Source organism: Klebsiella sp. 10-1 (assembly GCF_009758445.1).
Classification (GTDB): domain Bacteria; phylum Pseudomonadota; class Gammaproteobacteria; order Enterobacterales; family Enterobacteriaceae; genus Klebsiella; species Klebsiella scottii.
Genome location: NZ_WQRE01000007.1, coordinates 25,357 through 43,315, shown reverse-complemented (window position 1 = coordinate 43,315; position 17,959 = coordinate 25,357). Strand labels below are relative to the sequence as shown.

Genomic DNA, 17,959 nt, shown 5'->3' with positions numbered 1-17,959 from the left:
GCATAGTCTATCATGCACTCAAAGGGAAACGTTATTGCTCGCGAGCGGGAGAGGCTATGGCAAAGATTGATTTTCGCAACAAGATTAACTGGCACCGACGCTATCGCTCGCCGCAGGGCGTCGAAACGGAACGTGAAATCCTGCGTATTTTCGAAAGCGACCGCGGGCGCATTATTAACTCCCCGGCCATTCGCCGTTTACAGCAGAAAACCCAGGTCTTTCCGCTGGAACGCAACGCGGCGGTGCGTACCCGGCTAACCCATTCCCTCGAAGTGCAGCAGGTCGGGCGCTACATAGCAAAAGAGGTCCTCAGCCGGCTGAAAGAGCAGAAACTGCTGACGGCCTACGGCCTGGATGAACTCGGCGGACCGTTTGAGAGCATCGTCGAGATGGCGTGCCTGATGCACGACATCGGCAACCCGCCGTTCGGCCATTTTGGCGAAGCGGCAATTAATGACTGGTTCAGCCAGCGCCTGGCGCCCGACGATGCGGCTAACGAACCGCTGTTCAACGATGCCTGCACGGTGGAGGTGCTGCGCCTGCGGCCGGGCGAGGAGTCGCTGAACGCGCTGCGCAGCAAGATCCGCCAGGATCTGTGCTGGTTTGAGGGAAACGCCCAGGGTATTCGTTTAGTACATACGTTAATGCGAATGAATCTTACCTGGGCGCAGGTTGGCTGTATTCTTAAATATACCCGCCCGGCCTGGTGGCGCGGTGAAACGCCCGCCAGCCACAGCTATTTAATGAAGAAACCTGGTTATTATTTAGCCGAAGAAGGCTATATTGCGAGGTTACGTAAAGAACTTGATCTGGCTCCTTACAATCGCTTCCCTTTAACATGGATTATGGAAGCGGCGGACGATATCTCATATTGTGTTGCCGATCTGGAAGATGCGGTAGAAAAGAGAATTTTCAGCGTGGAGCAACTATATCAGCACCTTTACGATGCGTGGGGGCAGCATGAAAAAGGTTCGCTATTTTCTCAGGTCGTAGAAAATGCGTGGGAAAAATCGCGTTCTAATTCTCTAAGCCGGAGCACGGAAGATCAGTTCTTTATGTATTTGCGGGTGAATACGCTGAATAAACTGGTGCCATATGCGGCCCGGCGTTTTATAGATAACATCGCGAAGATTTTTAGCGGTGATTTTAATCACGCGCTGCTTGAGGATGATAGCGACTGCAGTCAGCTGCTGGAGCTATATAAAAACGTGGCGATAAAACATGTGTTTAGCCATCCGGATGTTGAGCAGCTGGAATTGCAGGGCTATCGCGTTATCAGCGGCCTGTTAGATATCTATCAGCCGCTGCTGAAATTGTCGCTGGAGGAATTCAGCTTATTAGTAGAAAAAGAGAGAGTGAGAAGTTTGCCTATCGCTTCGCGACTATTTCAGAAACTTTCAACACGACATCGGCTGGCCTACGTTGAGGCGGTAAACAAAATTCCGGGAGATTCCGCAGAGTTTCCGCTGATGGAATACTATTATCGCTGCCGCCTGATCCAGGACTATATTAGCGGGATGACGGACCTGTATGCATGGGATGAATATCGGCGGCTGATGGCGGTAGAATAGGTACAGGTTTTGTAAAGACGGACAATAATTTTTTACTTTTTGGCAGTGCTTAATTCCGGAACTTAGCGCGATAAAATGACTCTGATAGTCACTTACATAGCAATTCTGCGTTATCTAAAATCGAGATTGAGACATATGAAAAAAACCACGTTAGCAATGAGTGCACTGGCTCTGAGTTTAGGTCTGGCGTTATCCCCGCTCTCTGCGAGCGCGGCAGAAACAGCTTCTTCGGCGACCAATGCGCAGCAGATGCCAAGTCTGGCCCCGATGCTGGAAAAAGTCATGCCGTCGGTCGTCAGCATTAACGTTGAAGGCAGCACGACCGTGAATACTCCGCGGATGCCGCGCAACTTCCAGCAGTTCTTCGGCGACAATTCGCCGTTCTGCCAGGACGGTTCTCCGTTCCAGAGCTCTCCGTTCTGTCAAGGCGGCGGGCAGGGCGGCGGCGCGCCGGCTGACGGCGGCCAGCAGCAGAAATTCATGGCGCTGGGCTCCGGGGTGATTATTGATGCGGTGAAAGGCTATGTCGTCACCAACAACCACGTAGTGGACAATGCGACGACCATCAAAGTTCAGCTCAGCGACGGCCGCAAGTTTGACGCCAAAGTGGTGGGTAAAGACCCGCGTTCCGATATTGCGCTGATTCAGATTCAGGATCCGAAAAACCTGTCGGCAATCAAGCTGGCTGATTCTGATGCCCTGCGCGTAGGCGACTACACCGTGGCGATTGGCAACCCGTTTGGCCTGGGTGAAACCGTGACTTCCGGTATTGTTTCCGCTCTCGGCCGCAGCGGCCTGAACGTGGAAAACTACGAAAACTTTATCCAGACGGATGCGGCGATTAACCGCGGTAACTCCGGCGGCGCGCTGGTGAACCTGAACGGCGAGCTGATTGGTATCAATACCGCGATCTTGGCGCCGGACGGCGGCAACATCGGCATCGGCTTTGCCATCCCGAGCAATATGGTGAAAAACCTGACCGAGCAGATGGTCAAATATGGCCAGGTGAAACGCGGTGAGCTGGGGATCATGGGGACCGAACTGAACTCCGAGCTGGCAAAAGCGATGAAGGTCGATGCCCAGCGCGGCGCCTTCGTTAGCCAGGTGATGCCGGGTTCTGCCGCGGCGAAGGCCGGAATCAAAGCCGGGGACGTGATCACCTCGCTGAACGGTAAACCGATCAGCAGCTTTGCCGCACTGCGCGCGCAGGTCGGAACGATGCCTATCGGCAGCAAGGTCGAGCTTGGCCTGGTGCGCGATGGCAAACCGGTAACCGCGACCGTCGAACTGCAGCAGAGCAACCAGACTCAGGTTGATTCCAGCACCATCTTCAACGGTATCGAAGGGGCTGAAATGAGCAACAAGGGCCAGGATAAAGGCGTGACGGTCAATAACGTCAAGGCCGGGACTCCTGCGGCGCAGATTGGCCTGAAGAAAGGCGATATTATCGTCGGCGCTAACCAGCAGCCGGTGAAAAATATTGCCGACCTGCGCAAAATCTTTGACGCTAAACCATCGGTGCTGGCGCTGAATATTCAGCGCGGTGATAGCACTATCTACCTGTTGATGCAGTAATCTCTGTCGGCTAAACCGGCCCCTTCTCCTCGCCTGAGGGAAGGGGCTTTTTTTTACCCTGCACCGGGCCCGATCTTTCATTCTGTGATTCCTTCCACAACTCCATACTTCTCTCCCGTGCTTTGTGCATACGCACAATGCGCGACTAACCTAACTCTTTTATGCTGATGCCCTGCTCAGGGGAGGGTTACATGGCTGGCTGGCATCTTGATACCAAAATGGCGCAGGATATTGTGGCGCGTACCATGCGCATCATTGATACCAATATCAACGTAATGGATGCCCGTGGGCGCATTATCGGCAGCGGCGATCGCGAGCGTATTGGTGAATTGCACGAAGGCGCGCTGCTGGTTCTCTCGCAGGGACGTATTGTCGATATCGATGATGCGGTAGCCCGTCACCTGCACGGCGTACGTCAGGGGATCAACCTGCCCCTGCGCCTGGAAGGGGAAATCGTCGGCGTCATCGGCTTGACCGGAGAGCCAGAAACGCTGCGCAAGTATGGCGAGCTGGTGTGCATGACCGCAGAAATGATGCTGGAACAGTCCCGGCTGATGCACCTGCTGGCTCAGGATAGCCGCCTGCGTGAAGAGCTGGTGATGAATTTGATTCAGGCGGAAGAGAACACCCCGGCGCTAACCGAATGGGCGCAGCGCCTGGGAATCGACCTGAATCAGCCGCGGGTGGTGGCCATGATTGAAGTCGACAGCGGCCAGCTGGGCGTGGATAGCGCTATGGCGGAACTGCAGCAGCTGCAGGCGGCTCTGACCACCCCCGACCGTAATAACCTGGTGGCGATTGTCTCATTAACTGAGATGGTGGTTCTTAAGCCCGCGCTGAACGCCTTTGGCCGCTGGGATGCGGAAGACCACTGCAAACGGGTCGACCAGCTTATCGCCAGAATGAAGGAAAACGGCCAGCTGCGGTTCCGCGTGGCGTTAGGCAACTTCTTTACCGGGCCCGGCAGCATTGCGCGCTCGTACCGTACCGCTCGCACCACCATGATGGTCGGCAAGGAGCGCATGCCGGAGAGCCGGAGCTATTTTTATCAGGATTTGATGCTGCCGGTGCTGCTCGATAGCCTGCGCGGCGGCTGGCAGGCCAACGAGCTGGCCCGTCCGCTGGTTCGCCTGAAGGCGATGGACAATAACGGCCTGCTGCGGCGCACGCTGCAGGCCTGGTTTCGCCATAACGTTCAGCCGCTGGCGACCTCGAAGGCGCTGTTTATTCATCGTAATACGCTGGAGTATCGGCTGAATCGTATTTCAGAGCTGACGGGGCTGGATCTGGGCAGTTTTGACGATCGGCTGCTGCTGTATATTGCGCTGCAGCTGGATGAACAGAGATAGGGAATAATCCCGGATCGTGGCGCGAGCGCCTTATCCGGGCGGCTGTACACATAGCCCCGACGGGCATCGCCGGCCAGGGAAGGGGGCAGACTTACTTGTTGCGGGTCAGTTTTTCCAGATCGGCTTCAATTTCGCTGATCTTATGGGTGACGACGCTTTCCAGATGACGCAGATCGTCAAGGATCTTACGCTTCAGATCGACTTCAGTGCGATCGCGCTGGCAGATCTGATCGAGTTCATCGATAACGTAGCGCAGGTTTGGACTGATCTCCTGCACTTCCTTATAGCCCTGGCCTACGCCATCGGCGACAACGGTCTTACGCTGACGCGGATACTTAAACTTAACGCTTTTGGCGAAGAACTCGCCTTTGTCCTTCTGAAAATAGATTTTCAGAATGTCGTTGTTAGCTTCCTGGCGCAGGCTATAGCGATCGATCTCATCAGGATTGGTAATGCCAAGACTTTTCAGATTATCGTACATAACGGTACCTTTGATATCATCATAACCTTTGAATAATTAACGAAAAAACCAATCTTCGCCAGCGTCAAATATAAAAAAAGCGGGATATCTCCCGCTTTTTATACTGCTTAGTCGATGGTACGCAGCAGTTCGTTAATGCCGACCTTGCCGCGAGTTTTCGCATCAACCTTCTTCACGATCACCGCGCAGTACAGGCTGTACTTGCCATCTTTCGACGGCAGGTTGCCTGAAACCACCACCGAGCCAGCCGGTACGCGGCCATAGAACACTTCGCCGGTTTCGCGGTCGTAGATTTTGGTGCTCTGGCCCAGGTACACGCCCATGGAGATAACGGAGCCCTCTTCGACGATAACGCCTTCGACAACTTCAGAACGCGCGCCGATAAAGCAGTTATCTTCGATGATGGTTGGGTTAGCCTGCAGCGGTTCCAGCACGCCGCCGATACCCACGCCGCCGGAGAGGTGAACGTTTTTACCGATCTGCGCGCAGGAGCCGACGGTAGCCCAGGTATCAACCATGCTGCCTTCGTCAACGTAGGCGCCGATGTTGACGTAGGACGGCATCAGCACGGTGTTGCGGGCAATGAACGCGCCCTGGCGAACGGCTGCCGGCGGAACCACGCGGAAGCCCTCTTTCTGGAAACGCGCTTCATCGTAGTCGGCGAATTTCATCGGTACTTTATCGAAGTAGCGGCTTTCCGCACCGTCGATAACCTGGTTATCGTTAATACGGAAAGAGAGCAGAACCGCTTTCTTCAGCCACTGGTGGGTGACCCACTGGCCATCGATCTTTTCAGCGACACGCAGAGCGCCGGAATCAAGCAGGGAAATGACCTGGTTAACCGCTTCGCGGGTTACGGTATCCACATTTGCCGGCGTGATGTCGGCGCGACGCTCAAAGGCGGACTCAATAACATTCTGTAATTGCTGCATTGTTTACTCTTTCTCTATTACCCATAAAAGTTCGTTACCCTTTATCGTTTGGATTGAGGGCCTCTGTCAACCGTTGTTGTACTTCTTGTTGCAGCGCATTATTAAGCGCACGCCGGTCTGCCGTGGCGATTATAAATAAATCTTCTACTCGCTCACCAATTGTCGTAATTCTGGCCCCGTGAAGGGAAATATTGAGGTCGGCGAAGACCTGGCCGACCCGGGCCAGCAGGCCAGGCTGATCGAGCGCAATTAGCTCAAGAAACGATTTTCGGTCGGTATGCGTGGGCAGGAAATTGACCTCGGTGGCGACGGAAAAATGGCGTAATTTTGCCGCCTGCCGACGCGGGGCCGGCGGCTGCCAGCTGCGCTGAGTAATGGTCTGCTCCAGCCCAAGACGGATCATCTCATGGCGATCGGCGGACAGCGGGCTGCCGTCCGGTTCGAGCACAATAAAGGTGTCCATCGCCATCCCGTCGCGGGTGGTAAAGACCTGGGCGTCGTGAACGCTCAGATTTCGGCGGTCAAGTTCACCGCAGACGGCGGCGAACAGATACGGTCGATCCGGGCTCCAGATAAAGATTTCGGTGCCGCCGCGCGTGGCCTGCGAGCTGAGCAGGATCATCGGTTTATTGAGATCGTGCCGGAGCAAATTACGCGCATGCCAGGCGAGCTGATTTGGCGTGTGGCGCACGAAGTAGTTGGCCCGGCAGCGGTTCCAGATTTGATGCAGGGCCTCTTCATTAATGTTTTCCATCCGCAGCAGCGCCAGCGCCTGCAGCTGATGATGGCGAACCCGTTCGCGCATATCCGGCGTGCTTTGCATTCCACGACGCAGCTGTTTTTCGGTCGCAAAATAGAGCTCACGCAGCAGGCTCTGCTTCCAGCTGTTCCACAAGGTTTCGTTGGTGGCGCAGATGTCGGCTACGGTCAGGCAGACCAGATAGCGCAGGCGGTTTTCCGTCTGCACTTCTTCCGCGAACTGCTTGATGACCTCGGGATCCTGAATATCACGGCGCTGGGCGGTGACGGACATTAACAGATGATGGCGAACCAGCCAGGCGACCATCTGAGTTTCTCGTGAGTTCAGGCCGTGCAGTTCGGCAAACTTCAGGACGTCCTGGGCACCCAGCACCGAGTGATCGCCGCCGCGGCCTTTAGCAATGTCGTGGAACAGGGCGGCAATCAGAATCAGCTCAGGATGGGTCAGGCGCGGCCACAGCTCAACGCACAGCGGGTGGCGGCTGCGGGTTTCCTCTTTGGCAAAACTCTCCAGCTTCAGCAGCACGCGGATTGTGTGCTCGTCCACCGTGTAGGCGTGGAACAGATCGAACTGCATCTGGCCGACGATATGCGACCACTGCGGCATGTATGCCCACAGCACGCTGTGGCGATGCATCGGCAGCAGCCCGCGGCTTACCGCACCCTGGTGGCGCAGCATGCTGAGAAAAATGGTTCGCGCTTCCGGGATATAGCACAGCGGCTGCGTCAGATGGCGGCGCGCGTGGCGCAGGTGGCGCAGCGTCGTGGAGTAGATGCCGGTGATGCTGCTGTTGCGCACCATAATATAGAACATGCGCAGAATAGCCTGCGGCTCGCGGATGAACAGCGTATCGTCGCGCAGATCGATCAGCGTGCCGCGCAGCTGAAAATCATCGTCAATCGGCCGCGGCTTTTCATCTTCGGTCAGCGCAAGGATGGCTTCATCAAACAGCTGCAGCAGCATGTGGTTCAGCTCGCTTACCCGGCGGGTGACGCGGAAGAAATCCTTCATCATGTGCTCGATGGGCTGATTTCTTTCGCCTTCATAGCCTAAGCGACGGGCGACGCTGAGCTGGCGGTCGAAGAGTAATCGGTTATCGTAGCGGGTTAGCTCCAGGTGCAGCGCGAACCGAATTCGCCACAGCTGATGCAGGCATTCGTTGAGTTCGTTGCGTTCCGCCTCCGTCAGGAAACCGAAACCAACCATTTCATCCATCGAGGTGGCGCCGAAGTGGCGACGCGCGACCCACTGCAGGGTATGAATATCCCGCAGGCCGCCGGGGCTGCTTTTGACATCCGGCTCAAGGTTATAGCTGGTGCCGTGATAGCGCTGATGGCGTTCGTTCTGTTCCTCTACCTTGGCGGCAAAGAATTTCTCCGACGGCCAGAAGCCGTCGCTAAAAATGTGTTTTTGCAGCTCAAGAAACAGCGCAACGTCGCCAATCAGCAGGCGCGATTCGATCAGGTTGGTGGCGACGGTAAGATCGGACAATCCTTCCAGCAGGCACTCTTCGAGGGTGCGAACGCTGTGCCCGACCTCCAGCTTGACGTCCCACAGCAGCGTCAGCAGCTCGCCTACCTTCTGCGCCTGTTCATCGGAGAGTTTTTTTCGGCTTAGGATCAGCAGGTCGACGTCGGAGAGCGGGTGCAGTTCACCGCGACCGTATCCGCCTACCGCCACCAGAGCCATGTCGCAAACCGACCCGAAGCCGTAGTCCACCCACAGGCGCTGCAGCAGCTGGTCGATAAACTCGGTACGGGCTTCAATCAGCCGCTCAGCGGCAGTGCCGGCATCGAAAGCCTCACCCAGCCAGCGCTGGAAAAGCTCGAGATGGGTCTTAATCGCCGCGCAGTTCAAATCATCCTGCGGCCAGGCGCCCGGATTCTCAGGTTGGCCCGAGAGGGCAGGGGGGACAGTGTCAGGTAAAGAGTTGCTCATCGCGTCACCATAAGAAAAGACTATCGCCCATAAAAAATCGCCGGGAGCGATTTTTAACGTCGCCCGCGGCGGCCCGCAGGATGCCCGTCATAAAAAAGCCGGCGGGCGCCGGCTTTTCGTTATTCGCTGTGCGAGATTATCGCCGGGATGGTGTCATCCTTGCGTAACGTCAGAATTTCGCAGCCGTTATCCGTCACTACAATAGTATGCTCGTACTGGGCAGACAAGCTCCGGTCTTTAGTTTTCACCGTCCAGCCGTCTTTCATGCTGCGGATCTCTTTCTTACCGGCGTTGACCATCGGCTCGATGGTAAAGGTCATGCCCGGCTTGAGCACCACGTTGGTCTCCGCCGAGTCGTAGTGCAGCACCTGCGGCTCTTCATGGAAGCCGCGGCCAATGCCGTGGCCGCAGTATTCACGCACCACGGAAAAACCTTCCGCTTCGACAAATTTCTGGATGGCCGCACCGATTGCCCGCAGGTTGATGCCGGGTTTGACCATCTTCAGCGCCAGATAGAGGCTTTCCTGAGTAACGCGGCACAGACGCTCGCCGAGGATCGTCGGTTTGCCGACGATAAACATTTTGGAGGTGTCGCCGTGGAACTCATCCTTAATGACCGTGACGTCAACGTTGACGATATCGCCGTCTTTCAGCAGTTTTTCATCGTCCGGGATACCGTGGCACACCACTTCGTTAATCGAGATACACACCGATTTAGGGAAGCCGTGGTAGCCGAGGCAGGCGGAGATCGCTTTCTGTTCATTGACGATGTAATCGTTGCAGATGCGGTCCAGCTCGCCGGTGCTGACGCCCGGTTTTACATAGGGTTCAATCATTTCGAGCACTTCGGCGGCCAGGCGGCCCGCGACGCGCATTTTTTCGATGTCTTCAGATGTCTTGATAGAAATAGCCATGGATTGTGTCCAGCTGTGTCGGTTTTTTCGACAATAATAGAGTAAGTCCCGCCAATGTTAACAGTCCGGGCGACCTGGTGCCAAATTGAGAATCATTAACAGCACTCAGCGTCAACAAGAGTTGGTGTCCAGTCCTGTTTTGTGGTATAAAGCGCGCCGGACTTCCGTTCCATTTCGTACTACACAGGATGGACTGAAGCGACAAATCTCACTTTGTGTATATAACACACACGTATCGACACATATTCCGGGGTGCCCTTTGGGGTCGGTAATATGGGATACGTGGAGGCATAACCCCAACTTTATCTATAGAGGTTTTTAAACATGGCAACTGTTTCCATGCGCGACATGCTCAAGGCTGGTGTTCACTTTGGTCACCAGACCCGTTACTGGAACCCGAAAATGAAGCCTTTCATCTTCGGCGCGCGTAACAAAGTTCACATCATCAACCTTGAGAAAACTGTACCGATGTTCAACGAAGCTCTGGCTGAACTGAACAAGATCTCTGCTCGTAAAGGCAAGATCCTGATCGTTGGTACTAAACGCGCTGCAAGCGAAGCGGTAAAAGACGCTGCTAACAGCTGCGATCAGTTCTTCGTGAACCATCGCTGGTTGGGCGGCATGCTGACTAACTGGAAAACCGTTCGTCAGTCCATCAAACGTCTGAAAGACCTGGAAACTCAGTCCCAGGACGGTACTTTCGAGAAGCTGACCAAGAAAGAAGCGCTGATGCGTACTCGTGAACTGGCCAAGCTGGAAAACAGCCTGGGCGGTATCAAAGACATGGGCGGCCTGCCGGACGCACTGTTTGTTATCGATGCAGACCACGAACACATCGCTATCAAAGAAGCAAACAACCTGGGTATCCCGGTATTTGCTATCGTTGATACTAACTCCGATCCGGACGGCGTAGATTTCGTTATCCCGGGTAACGACGATGCAATCCGCGCTGTTAGCCTGTACCTGGGTGCAGTAGCTGCAACCGTGCGTGAAGGTCGTTCTCAGGATCTGGCTTCTCAAGCGGAAGAAAGCTTCGTAGAAGCTGAATAATAAGGTCTAGCCCTTATTTAGTACCGTGTATAAATAGGGGCCTATATTTGGCCCCTTTTTCACTTTTAAACCTGTTTGGTTCCTGGAACCAGGCAGGTCATATCTCTCCCGAGGATTAAAGAATGGCTGAAATTACCGCATCCCTGGTAAAAGAGCTGCGCGAACGTACTGGCGCAGGCATGATGGATTGCAAAAAAGCACTGACTGAAGCTAACGGCGACATCGAGCTGGCAATCGAAAACATGCGTAAATCCGGCGCGATCAAAGCGGCGAAAAAAGCAGGTAACGTTGCTGCTGACGGCGTGATCATCACCAAGATCGACGGTACCTACGGCATCATTCTGGAAGTTAACTGCCAGACTGACTTCGTAGCGAAAGATGGCGGTTTCCAGGCTTTTGCTAACAAAGTACTGGACGCAGCGGTTGCTGGCAAAATCACTGATGTTGAAGTGCTGAAAGCACAGTTCGAAGAAGAGCGCGTTGCGCTGGTTGCTAAAATCGGTGAAAACATCAACATCCGTCGCGTTGCTGCCCTGGAAGGCGAAGTTCTGGGTTCATACCAGCACGGCGCACGTATCGGCGTTCTGGTTGCCGCTAAAGGCGCAGACCAGGAGCTGGTTAAACAGCTGGCTATGCACATCGCTGCAAGCAAGCCAGAATTCGTTAAGCCGGAAGACGTTTCTGCTGAAGTGGTAGAGAAAGAGTACCAGGTTCAGCTGGACATCGCGATGCAGTCCGGTAAGCCGAAAGAAATCGCAGAGAAAATGGTTGAAGGCCGCATGAAGAAATTCACCGGCGAAGTTTCTCTGACTGGCCAGCCTTTCGTTATGGACCCAAGCAAATCTGTTGCTCAGCTGCTGAAAGAGCACAACGCAGATGTGACTGGCTTCATCCGCTTTGAAGTGGGCGAAGGCATCGAAAAAGTTGAGACTGACTTTGCAGCAGAAGTTGCTGCGATGTCCAAGCAGTCTTAATTTTTTAAAAGGAGCCGCCTGAGGGCGGCTTCTTTTTGTGCCCATTTTGTAAATTCAGCCAACCACTTATAGTGGCTGCGCTGAAAAGCGACATACAATGTCGCCAGAATTAACTCATCTCACTCGTTGACAGTCTCAGGAAAGAAACATGGCTACCAATGCAAAACCCGTCTACAAACGTATTCTGCTTAAGTTAAGTGGCGAAGCTCTGCAGGGTTCGGAAGGCTTCGGTATTGATGCAAGCATACTTGACCGTATGGCTCAGGAAATCAAAGAACTGGTTGAACTGGGTATTCAGGTTGGCGTAGTGATTGGTGGCGGTAACCTGTTCCGTGGTGCTGGTCTGGCGAAAGCGGGTATGAACCGCGTCGTGGGCGACCACATGGGCATGCTGGCAACGGTTATGAACGGCCTTGCAATGCGTGACTCCCTCCATCGCGCCTATGTGAACGCTCGCTTGATGTCAGCGATTCCGCTGAACGGCGTTTGTGATAACTACAGCTGGGCAGAGGCGATCAGCCTGCTGCGTAATAATCGCGTCGTTATTCTGGCTGCCGGCACCGGCAACCCGTTCTTCACGACCGACTCCGCAGCCTGCCTGCGCGGTATTGAAATTGAAGCTGACGTGGTGCTGAAAGCGACCAAAGTCGACGGCGTATTTACCGCCGACCCGGCTAAAGATCCGTCTGCAACCATGTACGATCAGCTGAGCTACAGCGAAGTGCTCGATAAAGAGCTGAAAGTTATGGATCTGGCAGCCTTTACCCTGGCGCGTGACCATAAATTGCCGATTCGCGTATTCAACATGAACAAACCCGGCGCGCTGCGCCGCGTGGTGATGGGCGAAAAAGAAGGGACGTTAATTACGGAGTAATTTCCGTAATACGCTTCATTTTTCAGGCTGTCTCTGCGTTGGCTGCCTTTGCTCACCCCAGCCGCTGACTTCAGTAAGCCGCCGGGGAATTTGCCCAGCTGTCGCCTTGATACAACTTGAATGATTTTGTGTAGAAATGCAGGTAAGATTCCGCTCTACCTTAGTAGCGGTTTTTTACTCAGACGCGCCCAGGGCGTCGTCATGAATTAAACGGGACTATACTTAGCTCACCTGATAGCAGCTGTGCGGCGTTTAGTCTGCCTGAGACAAGTTTCCAAGGATTAGTAACGTGATTAACGACATCAGAAAAGATGCTGAAGTACGCATGGAAAAATGCGTTGAAGCGTTCAAAAACCAAATCAGCAAAATACGCACGGGTCGTGCTTCCCCCAGCCTGCTGGATGGCATCGTCGTGCAATATTACGGCACGCCTACGCCGCTGCGTCAGCTGGCAAGCGTAACGGTAGAAGACTCCCGTACTCTGAAAATCAACGTGTTCGACCGCTCCCTGAGCCCGGCCGTTGAAAAAGCGATCATGGCTTCCGACCTCGGTCTGAACCCAAGCTCTGCGGGTAGCGATATCCGCGTTCCGCTGCCTCCGCTGACCGAAGAACGTCGTAAAGATCTGACCAAGATCGTGCGCGCAGAAGCCGAACAGGCTCGCGTGTCGGTACGTAACGTTCGTCGCGATGCTAACGACAAAGTAAAAGCGCTGCTGAAAGACAAAGAGATCAGCGAAGATGACGATCGCCGCTCTCAGGACGACGTGCAGAAAATGACTGACGCCGCCATCAAGAAAGTGGATGCGGCGCTGGCAGATAAAGAAGCGGAACTGATGCAGTTCTGATTTCCTGCCGTTATGTCCGTCCTCAATTGCCGTTTGATGAACGGGACGGGCGTACAGTCTGAAACGCCGTACAGAAGACCGAACGCTCAGCTCCAGGGATTGCGTTGGAAAGGTCGGCTCTGTAGCCTTTGGCACTCTTGTTGAAGGCTATATACCGCCTACCCGCCTCCTGATTGTTGATGTGCGAGGGCTTGCTGGCGGCGTTTTTCTTTTTATCCTGTCTTATTTCTTCTGGACGCCTCATGAAGCACTTAACCGTTCTCGGTTCGACCGGTTCAATTGGCTGCAGCACGTTGGATGTCGTGCGCCATAACCCCGATCGCTTTTCCGTCGCCGCGCTGGTCGCGGGGAAAAATGTCGACCGTATGGTTGAACAATGTCTGGAATTCACCCCCCGCTACGCGGTCATGGATGATGCGAAAAGCGCCGAATCTCTGCGTATCGCGCTGCGCGAAAGCGCGAGCCGTACCGAAGTCCTGAGCGGCCAGCAAGCCGCGGCGGAAGTTGCCGCGCTGGATGACGTTGACCAGGTTATGGCGGCGATTGTCGGTGCCGCAGGTCTGGTTCCTACGCTCGCGGCCATTCGCGCCGGCAAAACGGTGCTGCTGGCCAACAAAGAGGCGCTGGTGACCTGCGGTCGTCTGTTTATGGACGCCGTGCAGCAGTCTGGCGCGCGCTTGTTACCCGTTGATAGTGAACATAACGCTATTTTTCAGAGTATGCCGGAAACAATTCAACACAATCTGGGATACGCTGACTTAACGCAGAACGGCGTCTCGTCGATTCTGCTGACCGGTTCCGGTGGTCCTTTCCGGGAAACAGCAATCTCTGAGCTGGCGGCGATGACGCCGGATCAGGCCTGCCGCCATCCTAACTGGTCAATGGGACGCAAAATTTCTGTCGATTCCGCCACTATGATGAATAAGGGACTGGAGTATATCGAAGCCCGCTGGCTGTTCAACGCCTCGGCCCAACAGATGGAAGTGCTGATCCACCCACAATCCGTTATCCATTCAATGGTGCGCTATCGCGATGGCAGCGTTCTCGCACAGCTCGGTGAGCCGGATATGCGTACGCCGATCGCCCACACCATGGGATGGCCGCAGCGTCTGAACTCCGGGGCTGAAGCGCTGGATTTCTGCCGCCTGAGCAATCTGAGCTTTGCCGCTCCGGATTACGGACGCTATCCGTGCCTGAAGCTGGCGATGGAGGCATTTGATGTCGGTCAGGCGGCGACGACGGCGCTGAATGCCGCCAATGAAATTTCGGTAGCCGCGTTCCTCGCCGAGGAGATCCGCTTCACCGATATTGCGGCGGTTAACCTGGGTGTGCTGGAGCAACTGGCGCTGGATGAGCCGCAAAGCATTGAAGAAGTTCTGATTATCGATGCTCAGGCGAGAGTTGCTGCTCATCAGCAGCTGAAACATCTGGCGGCGCGGGGCTGACCGACGCAATACGTTGTGATATTTGTGGGCGCTGGGCTTCAGTGATATAGTCTGCGCCACCCGATCGTTGTCTAAGATTGCGGTGGCCGTGGCATGACACGGCTTTTTTGCGTAAAGCTTTTGGTTGTTCTCTGCGATTAGCCGCAGCTTCGGCACTGGATAAAAATGCGTATATAGCGCTGACCGGTTGCTTGCGTTTAGTGGCGTGGCTAATCCTTATTATGGACTTAAAACGCGTTATGTTGTCTGCTAATCAAACTGTCAGCGAAATATCACCTGTACATGGCTGCCGTCATGTCGCCATCATTATGGATGGCAACGGACGCTGGGCGAAACAGCAAGGGAAAATTCGCGCATTCGGCCATAAAGCCGGAGCGAAGTCAGTCCGTCGCGCAGTTTCCTTCGCGGCGAACAATGGTATTGAAGCGTTGACGTTATACGCATTCAGCAGCGAGAACTGGAACCGTCCGGCGCAGGAAGTCAGCGCGCTGATGGAGCTGTTCGTCTGGGCGCTGGATAGCGAAGTCAAAAGCCTGCACCGGCATAACGTTCGCCTGCGTATCATCGGCGAAACCACGCGTTTTAATGCTCGCCTGCAGGAGCGGATCCGCAAAGCGGAAGCGCTCACTGAGAACAACACGGGCTTAACGCTGAATATTGCGGCTAACTACGGTGGACGCTGGGATATCGTTCAGGGCGTCCGCAATCTGGCCGAACAGGTAAAAAACGGGTTACTTCAGCCCGAACAGATCACGGAAGACATGCTAAGTCAGCAGGTCTGTATGCATGAACTGGCACCTGTAGATTTAGTTATTAGGACCGGGGGAGAGCATCGAATCAGTAATTTTTTGATTTGGCAAATTGCCTATGCCGAACTTTACTTTACCGATGTTCTTTGGCCCGATTTTGCTGAACAGGACTTTGAAGGTGCACTCCATGCCTTTGTTAATCGAGAGCGTCGTTTCGGCGGCACTGAGCCGGGTGGCAGCAATGCCTGATGGGGGTTGCTTTTGCTGAAGTATCGCCTGATATCGGCTTTTGTTTTAATCCCCGTGGTGATTGCGGCGCTTTTCCTGTTGCCGCCTGCGGGTTTTGCCATCGTCACGCTGGTCGTTTGTATGCTCGCCGCGTGGGAGTGGGGGCAGCTAAGCGGCTTCACTTCAACGACCCAACGCGTCTGGCTGGCGCTGCTCTGCGGCCTGCTGCTGGCGTTGATGCTTTTCCTGATGCCTGAGTATCACTACGACGTCCATCAGCCGGTGGTTGAGGGGTCGCTATGGGCATCGCTGGGCTGGTGGATTGCGGCTCTGCTGCTGGTGCTTTCCTACCCGGCTTCTGCTGCCTTCTGGCGGAACTCTAAAACGCTGCGCCTGGTTTTTGGCATTCTGACCATTATTCCGTTCTTCTGGGGCATGCTGACGCTGCGCGCCTGGCACTACGCGGATAACCATTACAGCGGCGCGCTGTGGTTACTGTACGTGATGATTCTGGTTTGGGGCGCGGACTCCGGTGCCTATATGTTTGGCAAAATGTTCGGTAAGCATAAGCTGGCGCCGAAGGTTTCACCGGGCAAAACCTGGCAGGGCTTTTTTGGCGGACTGGTCACCGCAGCGGTTATTTCCTGGGCATACGGCCTGTGGGCGAATCTCGATGTTACGCCGGCGGTACTGCTCATTTGCTCTATCGTTGCGGCGCTGGCTTCGGTGCTCGGCGACCTGACGGAAAGTATGTTTAAGCGAGAGGCCGGCATCAAGGATAGCGGGCATCTGATTCCCGGACACGGTGGAATTCTGGATCGTATCGATAGCCTGACGGCGGCGGTACCGGTATTCGCGTGTCTGCTATTGTTGGTCTTCAGGACGATTTGACGGAAGGTTTTATGCTAAGCGTTCTCTGGAATTTGGCCGCCTTTATCATTGCGCTGGGCGTATTGATCACCGTGCATGAATTTGGCCATTTCTGGGTGGCTCGTCGCTGCGGCGTTCGCGTTGAACGCTTCTCCATCGGCTTTGGCAAAGCGCTATGGCGGCGCTTTGACAAGCAGGGGACGGAATTTGTTATCGCCCTTATCCCACTCGGCGGTTACGTCAAGATGCTCGATGAACGCGTCGAGCCGGTGGCGCCTGAGATTCGCCACTGCGCTTTCAATAACAAAACCGTCGGTCAGCGTGCCGCGATAATCGCCGCGGGACCGATCGCGAACTTTATTTTTGCCATTTTTGCCTACTGGCTGGTGTTTATCATCGGCGTCCCTGGCGTTCGTCCGGTTGTTGGCGAAATAGTACCCGATTCGATTGCCGCACACGCACAAATTGCAAAAGGAACGGAACTTAAAGCGATAGATGGCATCGAAACGCCTGATTGGGATGCTGTGCGTATGGCGCTGGTAACGAAGATTGGAGACCAGCAAACAATAGTTTCGGTCGCCCCTTTCGGGACAAGCCAACGCCAGGATAAAATCCTCGATTTACGCCACTGGGCGTTCGAGCCGGACAAGCAGGATCCGGTGACATCGCTGGGCATTCAGCCCCGGAGCGCGCAGGTTGATACCGCTCTGGCAGAAGTACAATCGAATTCGGCAGCGCGGAAGGCGGGTTTGCAAGCGGGCGACAGGATCGTTAAAGTCGATGGTCAACCGTTAACGCAGTGGATGACGTTTGTTAATCTGGTGCGTGATAATCCCGGTAAGGCGCTGGTTCTGGACATCGAACGACAGGGGAGTCCTCTGTCCGTGACGCTGACACCAGATTCGAAGTCCGGTAGTAAAGGTCAGGCTGAGGGATTTGCAGGGGTTGTGCCTAAGGTCATCCCGCTGCCCGATGAATATAAGACAGTTCGTCAGTACGGGCCGTTTGCCGCCATCGCTGAAGCCACGGATAAAACCTGGCAACTGATGTCGTTAACGGTCAGGATGCTGGGTAAATTGATAACCGGTGATGTCAAACTGAACAACCTCAGCGGGCCGATCTCTATCGCCCAGGGGGCTGGAATGTCAGCGGAGTTTGGGTTGATTTACTATCTGATGTTCCTTGCGCTGATAAGCGTGAACCTCGGGATAATCAACCTGTTCCCGCTTCCCGTCCTGGACGGGGGGCACCTGCTGTTTTTAGCGATTGAAAAGCTAAAAGGCGGGCCGGTATCCGAGCGAGTTCAAGACTTTAGTTATCGCATTGGCTCAATACTGCTGGTGTTGTTAATGGGGCTTGCACTTTTCAATGATTTCTCTCGGTTGTAAGAGAGTTTGTTAGG

15 protein-coding genes are annotated in these 17,959 nt (G+C 54.7%); 11 read left to right on the top strand and 4 right to left on the bottom strand.

All coding sequences use genetic code 11. From position 1 onward, the window contains the following. Positions 1-56 precede the first annotated feature (56 nt). The 3 genes from dgt to GO007_RS21875 all read left to right on the top strand — a co-directional run bounded on the left by dgt (position 57) and on the right by GO007_RS21875 (position 4,495). The gene (dgt, locus tag GO007_RS21885) at positions 57-1,571 is read left to right on the top strand and encodes a dGTPase (RefSeq protein ID WP_095103665.1); all 1,515 of its coding nucleotides are present in this window, start codon (positions 57-59) and stop codon (positions 1,569-1,571) included. 135 nt (positions 1,572-1,706) lie between these two features. Next, a complete protein-coding gene (gene degP / locus GO007_RS21880) occupies positions 1,707-3,146 on the top strand; it encodes a serine endoprotease DegP (protein ID WP_095103664.1) in 1,440 nt (479 codons plus the stop codon). A gap of 191 nt (positions 3,147-3,337) precedes the next feature. Beyond that, positions 3,338-4,495: a CdaR family transcriptional regulator gene (locus GO007_RS21875; protein ID WP_095103662.1), complete on the top strand. Its 1,158-nt coding sequence runs from the start codon at positions 3,338-3,340 to the stop codon at positions 4,493-4,495. Between the two features lie 91 nt (positions 4,496-4,586). Here GO007_RS21875 and GO007_RS21870 read toward each other — a convergent pair whose 3' ends face one another. The 4 genes from GO007_RS21870 to map all read right to left on the bottom strand — a co-directional run bounded on the left by GO007_RS21870 (position 4,587) and on the right by map (position 9,520). Beyond that, positions 4,587-4,976, bottom strand: coding sequence for a DUF3461 family protein (locus tag GO007_RS21870; protein WP_004858100.1), 390 nt, complete (start codon positions 4,974-4,976; stop codon positions 4,587-4,589). 107 nt (positions 4,977-5,083) lie between these two features. Next, a complete protein-coding gene (gene dapD / locus GO007_RS21865) occupies positions 5,084-5,908 on the bottom strand; it encodes a 2,3,4,5-tetrahydropyridine-2,6-dicarboxylate N-succinyltransferase (protein WP_004872026.1) in 825 nt (274 codons plus the stop codon). Between the two features lie 34 nt (positions 5,909-5,942). Next, positions 5,943-8,606 (bottom strand): bifunctional uridylyltransferase/uridylyl-removing protein GlnD, encoded by a 2,664-nt coding sequence (glnD, locus tag GO007_RS21860; protein WP_095103661.1) that lies wholly within the window; start codon positions 8,604-8,606, stop codon positions 5,943-5,945. Between the two features lie 119 nt (positions 8,607-8,725). Continuing rightward, positions 8,726-9,520, bottom strand: a complete 795-nt coding sequence (gene map, locus GO007_RS21855; protein ID WP_095103659.1) for a type I methionyl aminopeptidase — start codon at positions 9,518-9,520, stop codon at positions 8,726-8,728. A 324-nt stretch (positions 9,521-9,844) separates the two neighbouring features. Between map and rpsB the strand changes: the two genes are divergently transcribed. From rpsB to rseP, 8 genes are all read left to right on the top strand, one after another. Further along, positions 9,845-10,570, top strand: coding sequence for a 30S ribosomal protein S2 (rpsB, locus tag GO007_RS21850; RefSeq protein WP_041144128.1), 726 nt, complete (start codon positions 9,845-9,847; stop codon positions 10,568-10,570). Positions 10,571-10,692: 122 nt separating this feature from the next. Next, positions 10,693-11,544 carry a translation elongation factor Ts gene (gene tsf / locus GO007_RS21845; protein ID WP_095103655.1) on the top strand — a complete coding sequence of 284 codons (852 nt, stop codon included), beginning with the start codon at positions 10,693-10,695 and terminating at the stop codon, positions 11,542-11,544. 148 nt (positions 11,545-11,692) lie between these two features. Then, entirely contained in the window at positions 11,693-12,418 is a 726-nt protein-coding gene (gene pyrH / locus GO007_RS21840; protein ID WP_041144130.1) for a UMP kinase, read from the top strand. 289 nt (positions 12,419-12,707) lie between these two features. Further along, on the top strand, positions 12,708-13,265 hold the full coding sequence (gene frr / locus GO007_RS21835) for a ribosome recycling factor (RefSeq protein ID WP_041144131.1): 558 nt from the start codon (positions 12,708-12,710) through the stop codon (positions 13,263-13,265). Between the two features lie 242 nt (positions 13,266-13,507). Beyond that, positions 13,508-14,710 (top strand): 1-deoxy-D-xylulose-5-phosphate reductoisomerase, encoded by a 1,203-nt coding sequence (gene ispC, locus GO007_RS21830; RefSeq protein WP_095103649.1) that lies wholly within the window; start codon positions 13,508-13,510, stop codon positions 14,708-14,710. A 239-nt stretch (positions 14,711-14,949) separates the two neighbouring features. After that, positions 14,950-15,708, top strand: a complete 759-nt coding sequence (ispU, locus tag GO007_RS21825; RefSeq protein ID WP_095104095.1) for a (2E,6E)-farnesyl-diphosphate-specific ditrans,polycis-undecaprenyl-diphosphate synthase — start codon at positions 14,950-14,952, stop codon at positions 15,706-15,708. A gap of 12 nt (positions 15,709-15,720) precedes the next feature. Next, the gene (gene cdsA, locus GO007_RS21820; RefSeq protein WP_095103645.1) at positions 15,721-16,578 is read left to right on the top strand and encodes a phosphatidate cytidylyltransferase; all 858 of its coding nucleotides are present in this window, start codon (positions 15,721-15,723) and stop codon (positions 16,576-16,578) included. 11 nt (positions 16,579-16,589) lie between these two features. Continuing rightward, positions 16,590-17,945 carry a sigma E protease regulator RseP gene (gene rseP, locus GO007_RS21815; RefSeq protein WP_095103644.1) on the top strand — a complete coding sequence of 452 codons (1,356 nt, stop codon included), beginning with the start codon at positions 16,590-16,592 and terminating at the stop codon, positions 17,943-17,945. Positions 17,946-17,959 lie beyond the last annotated feature (14 nt).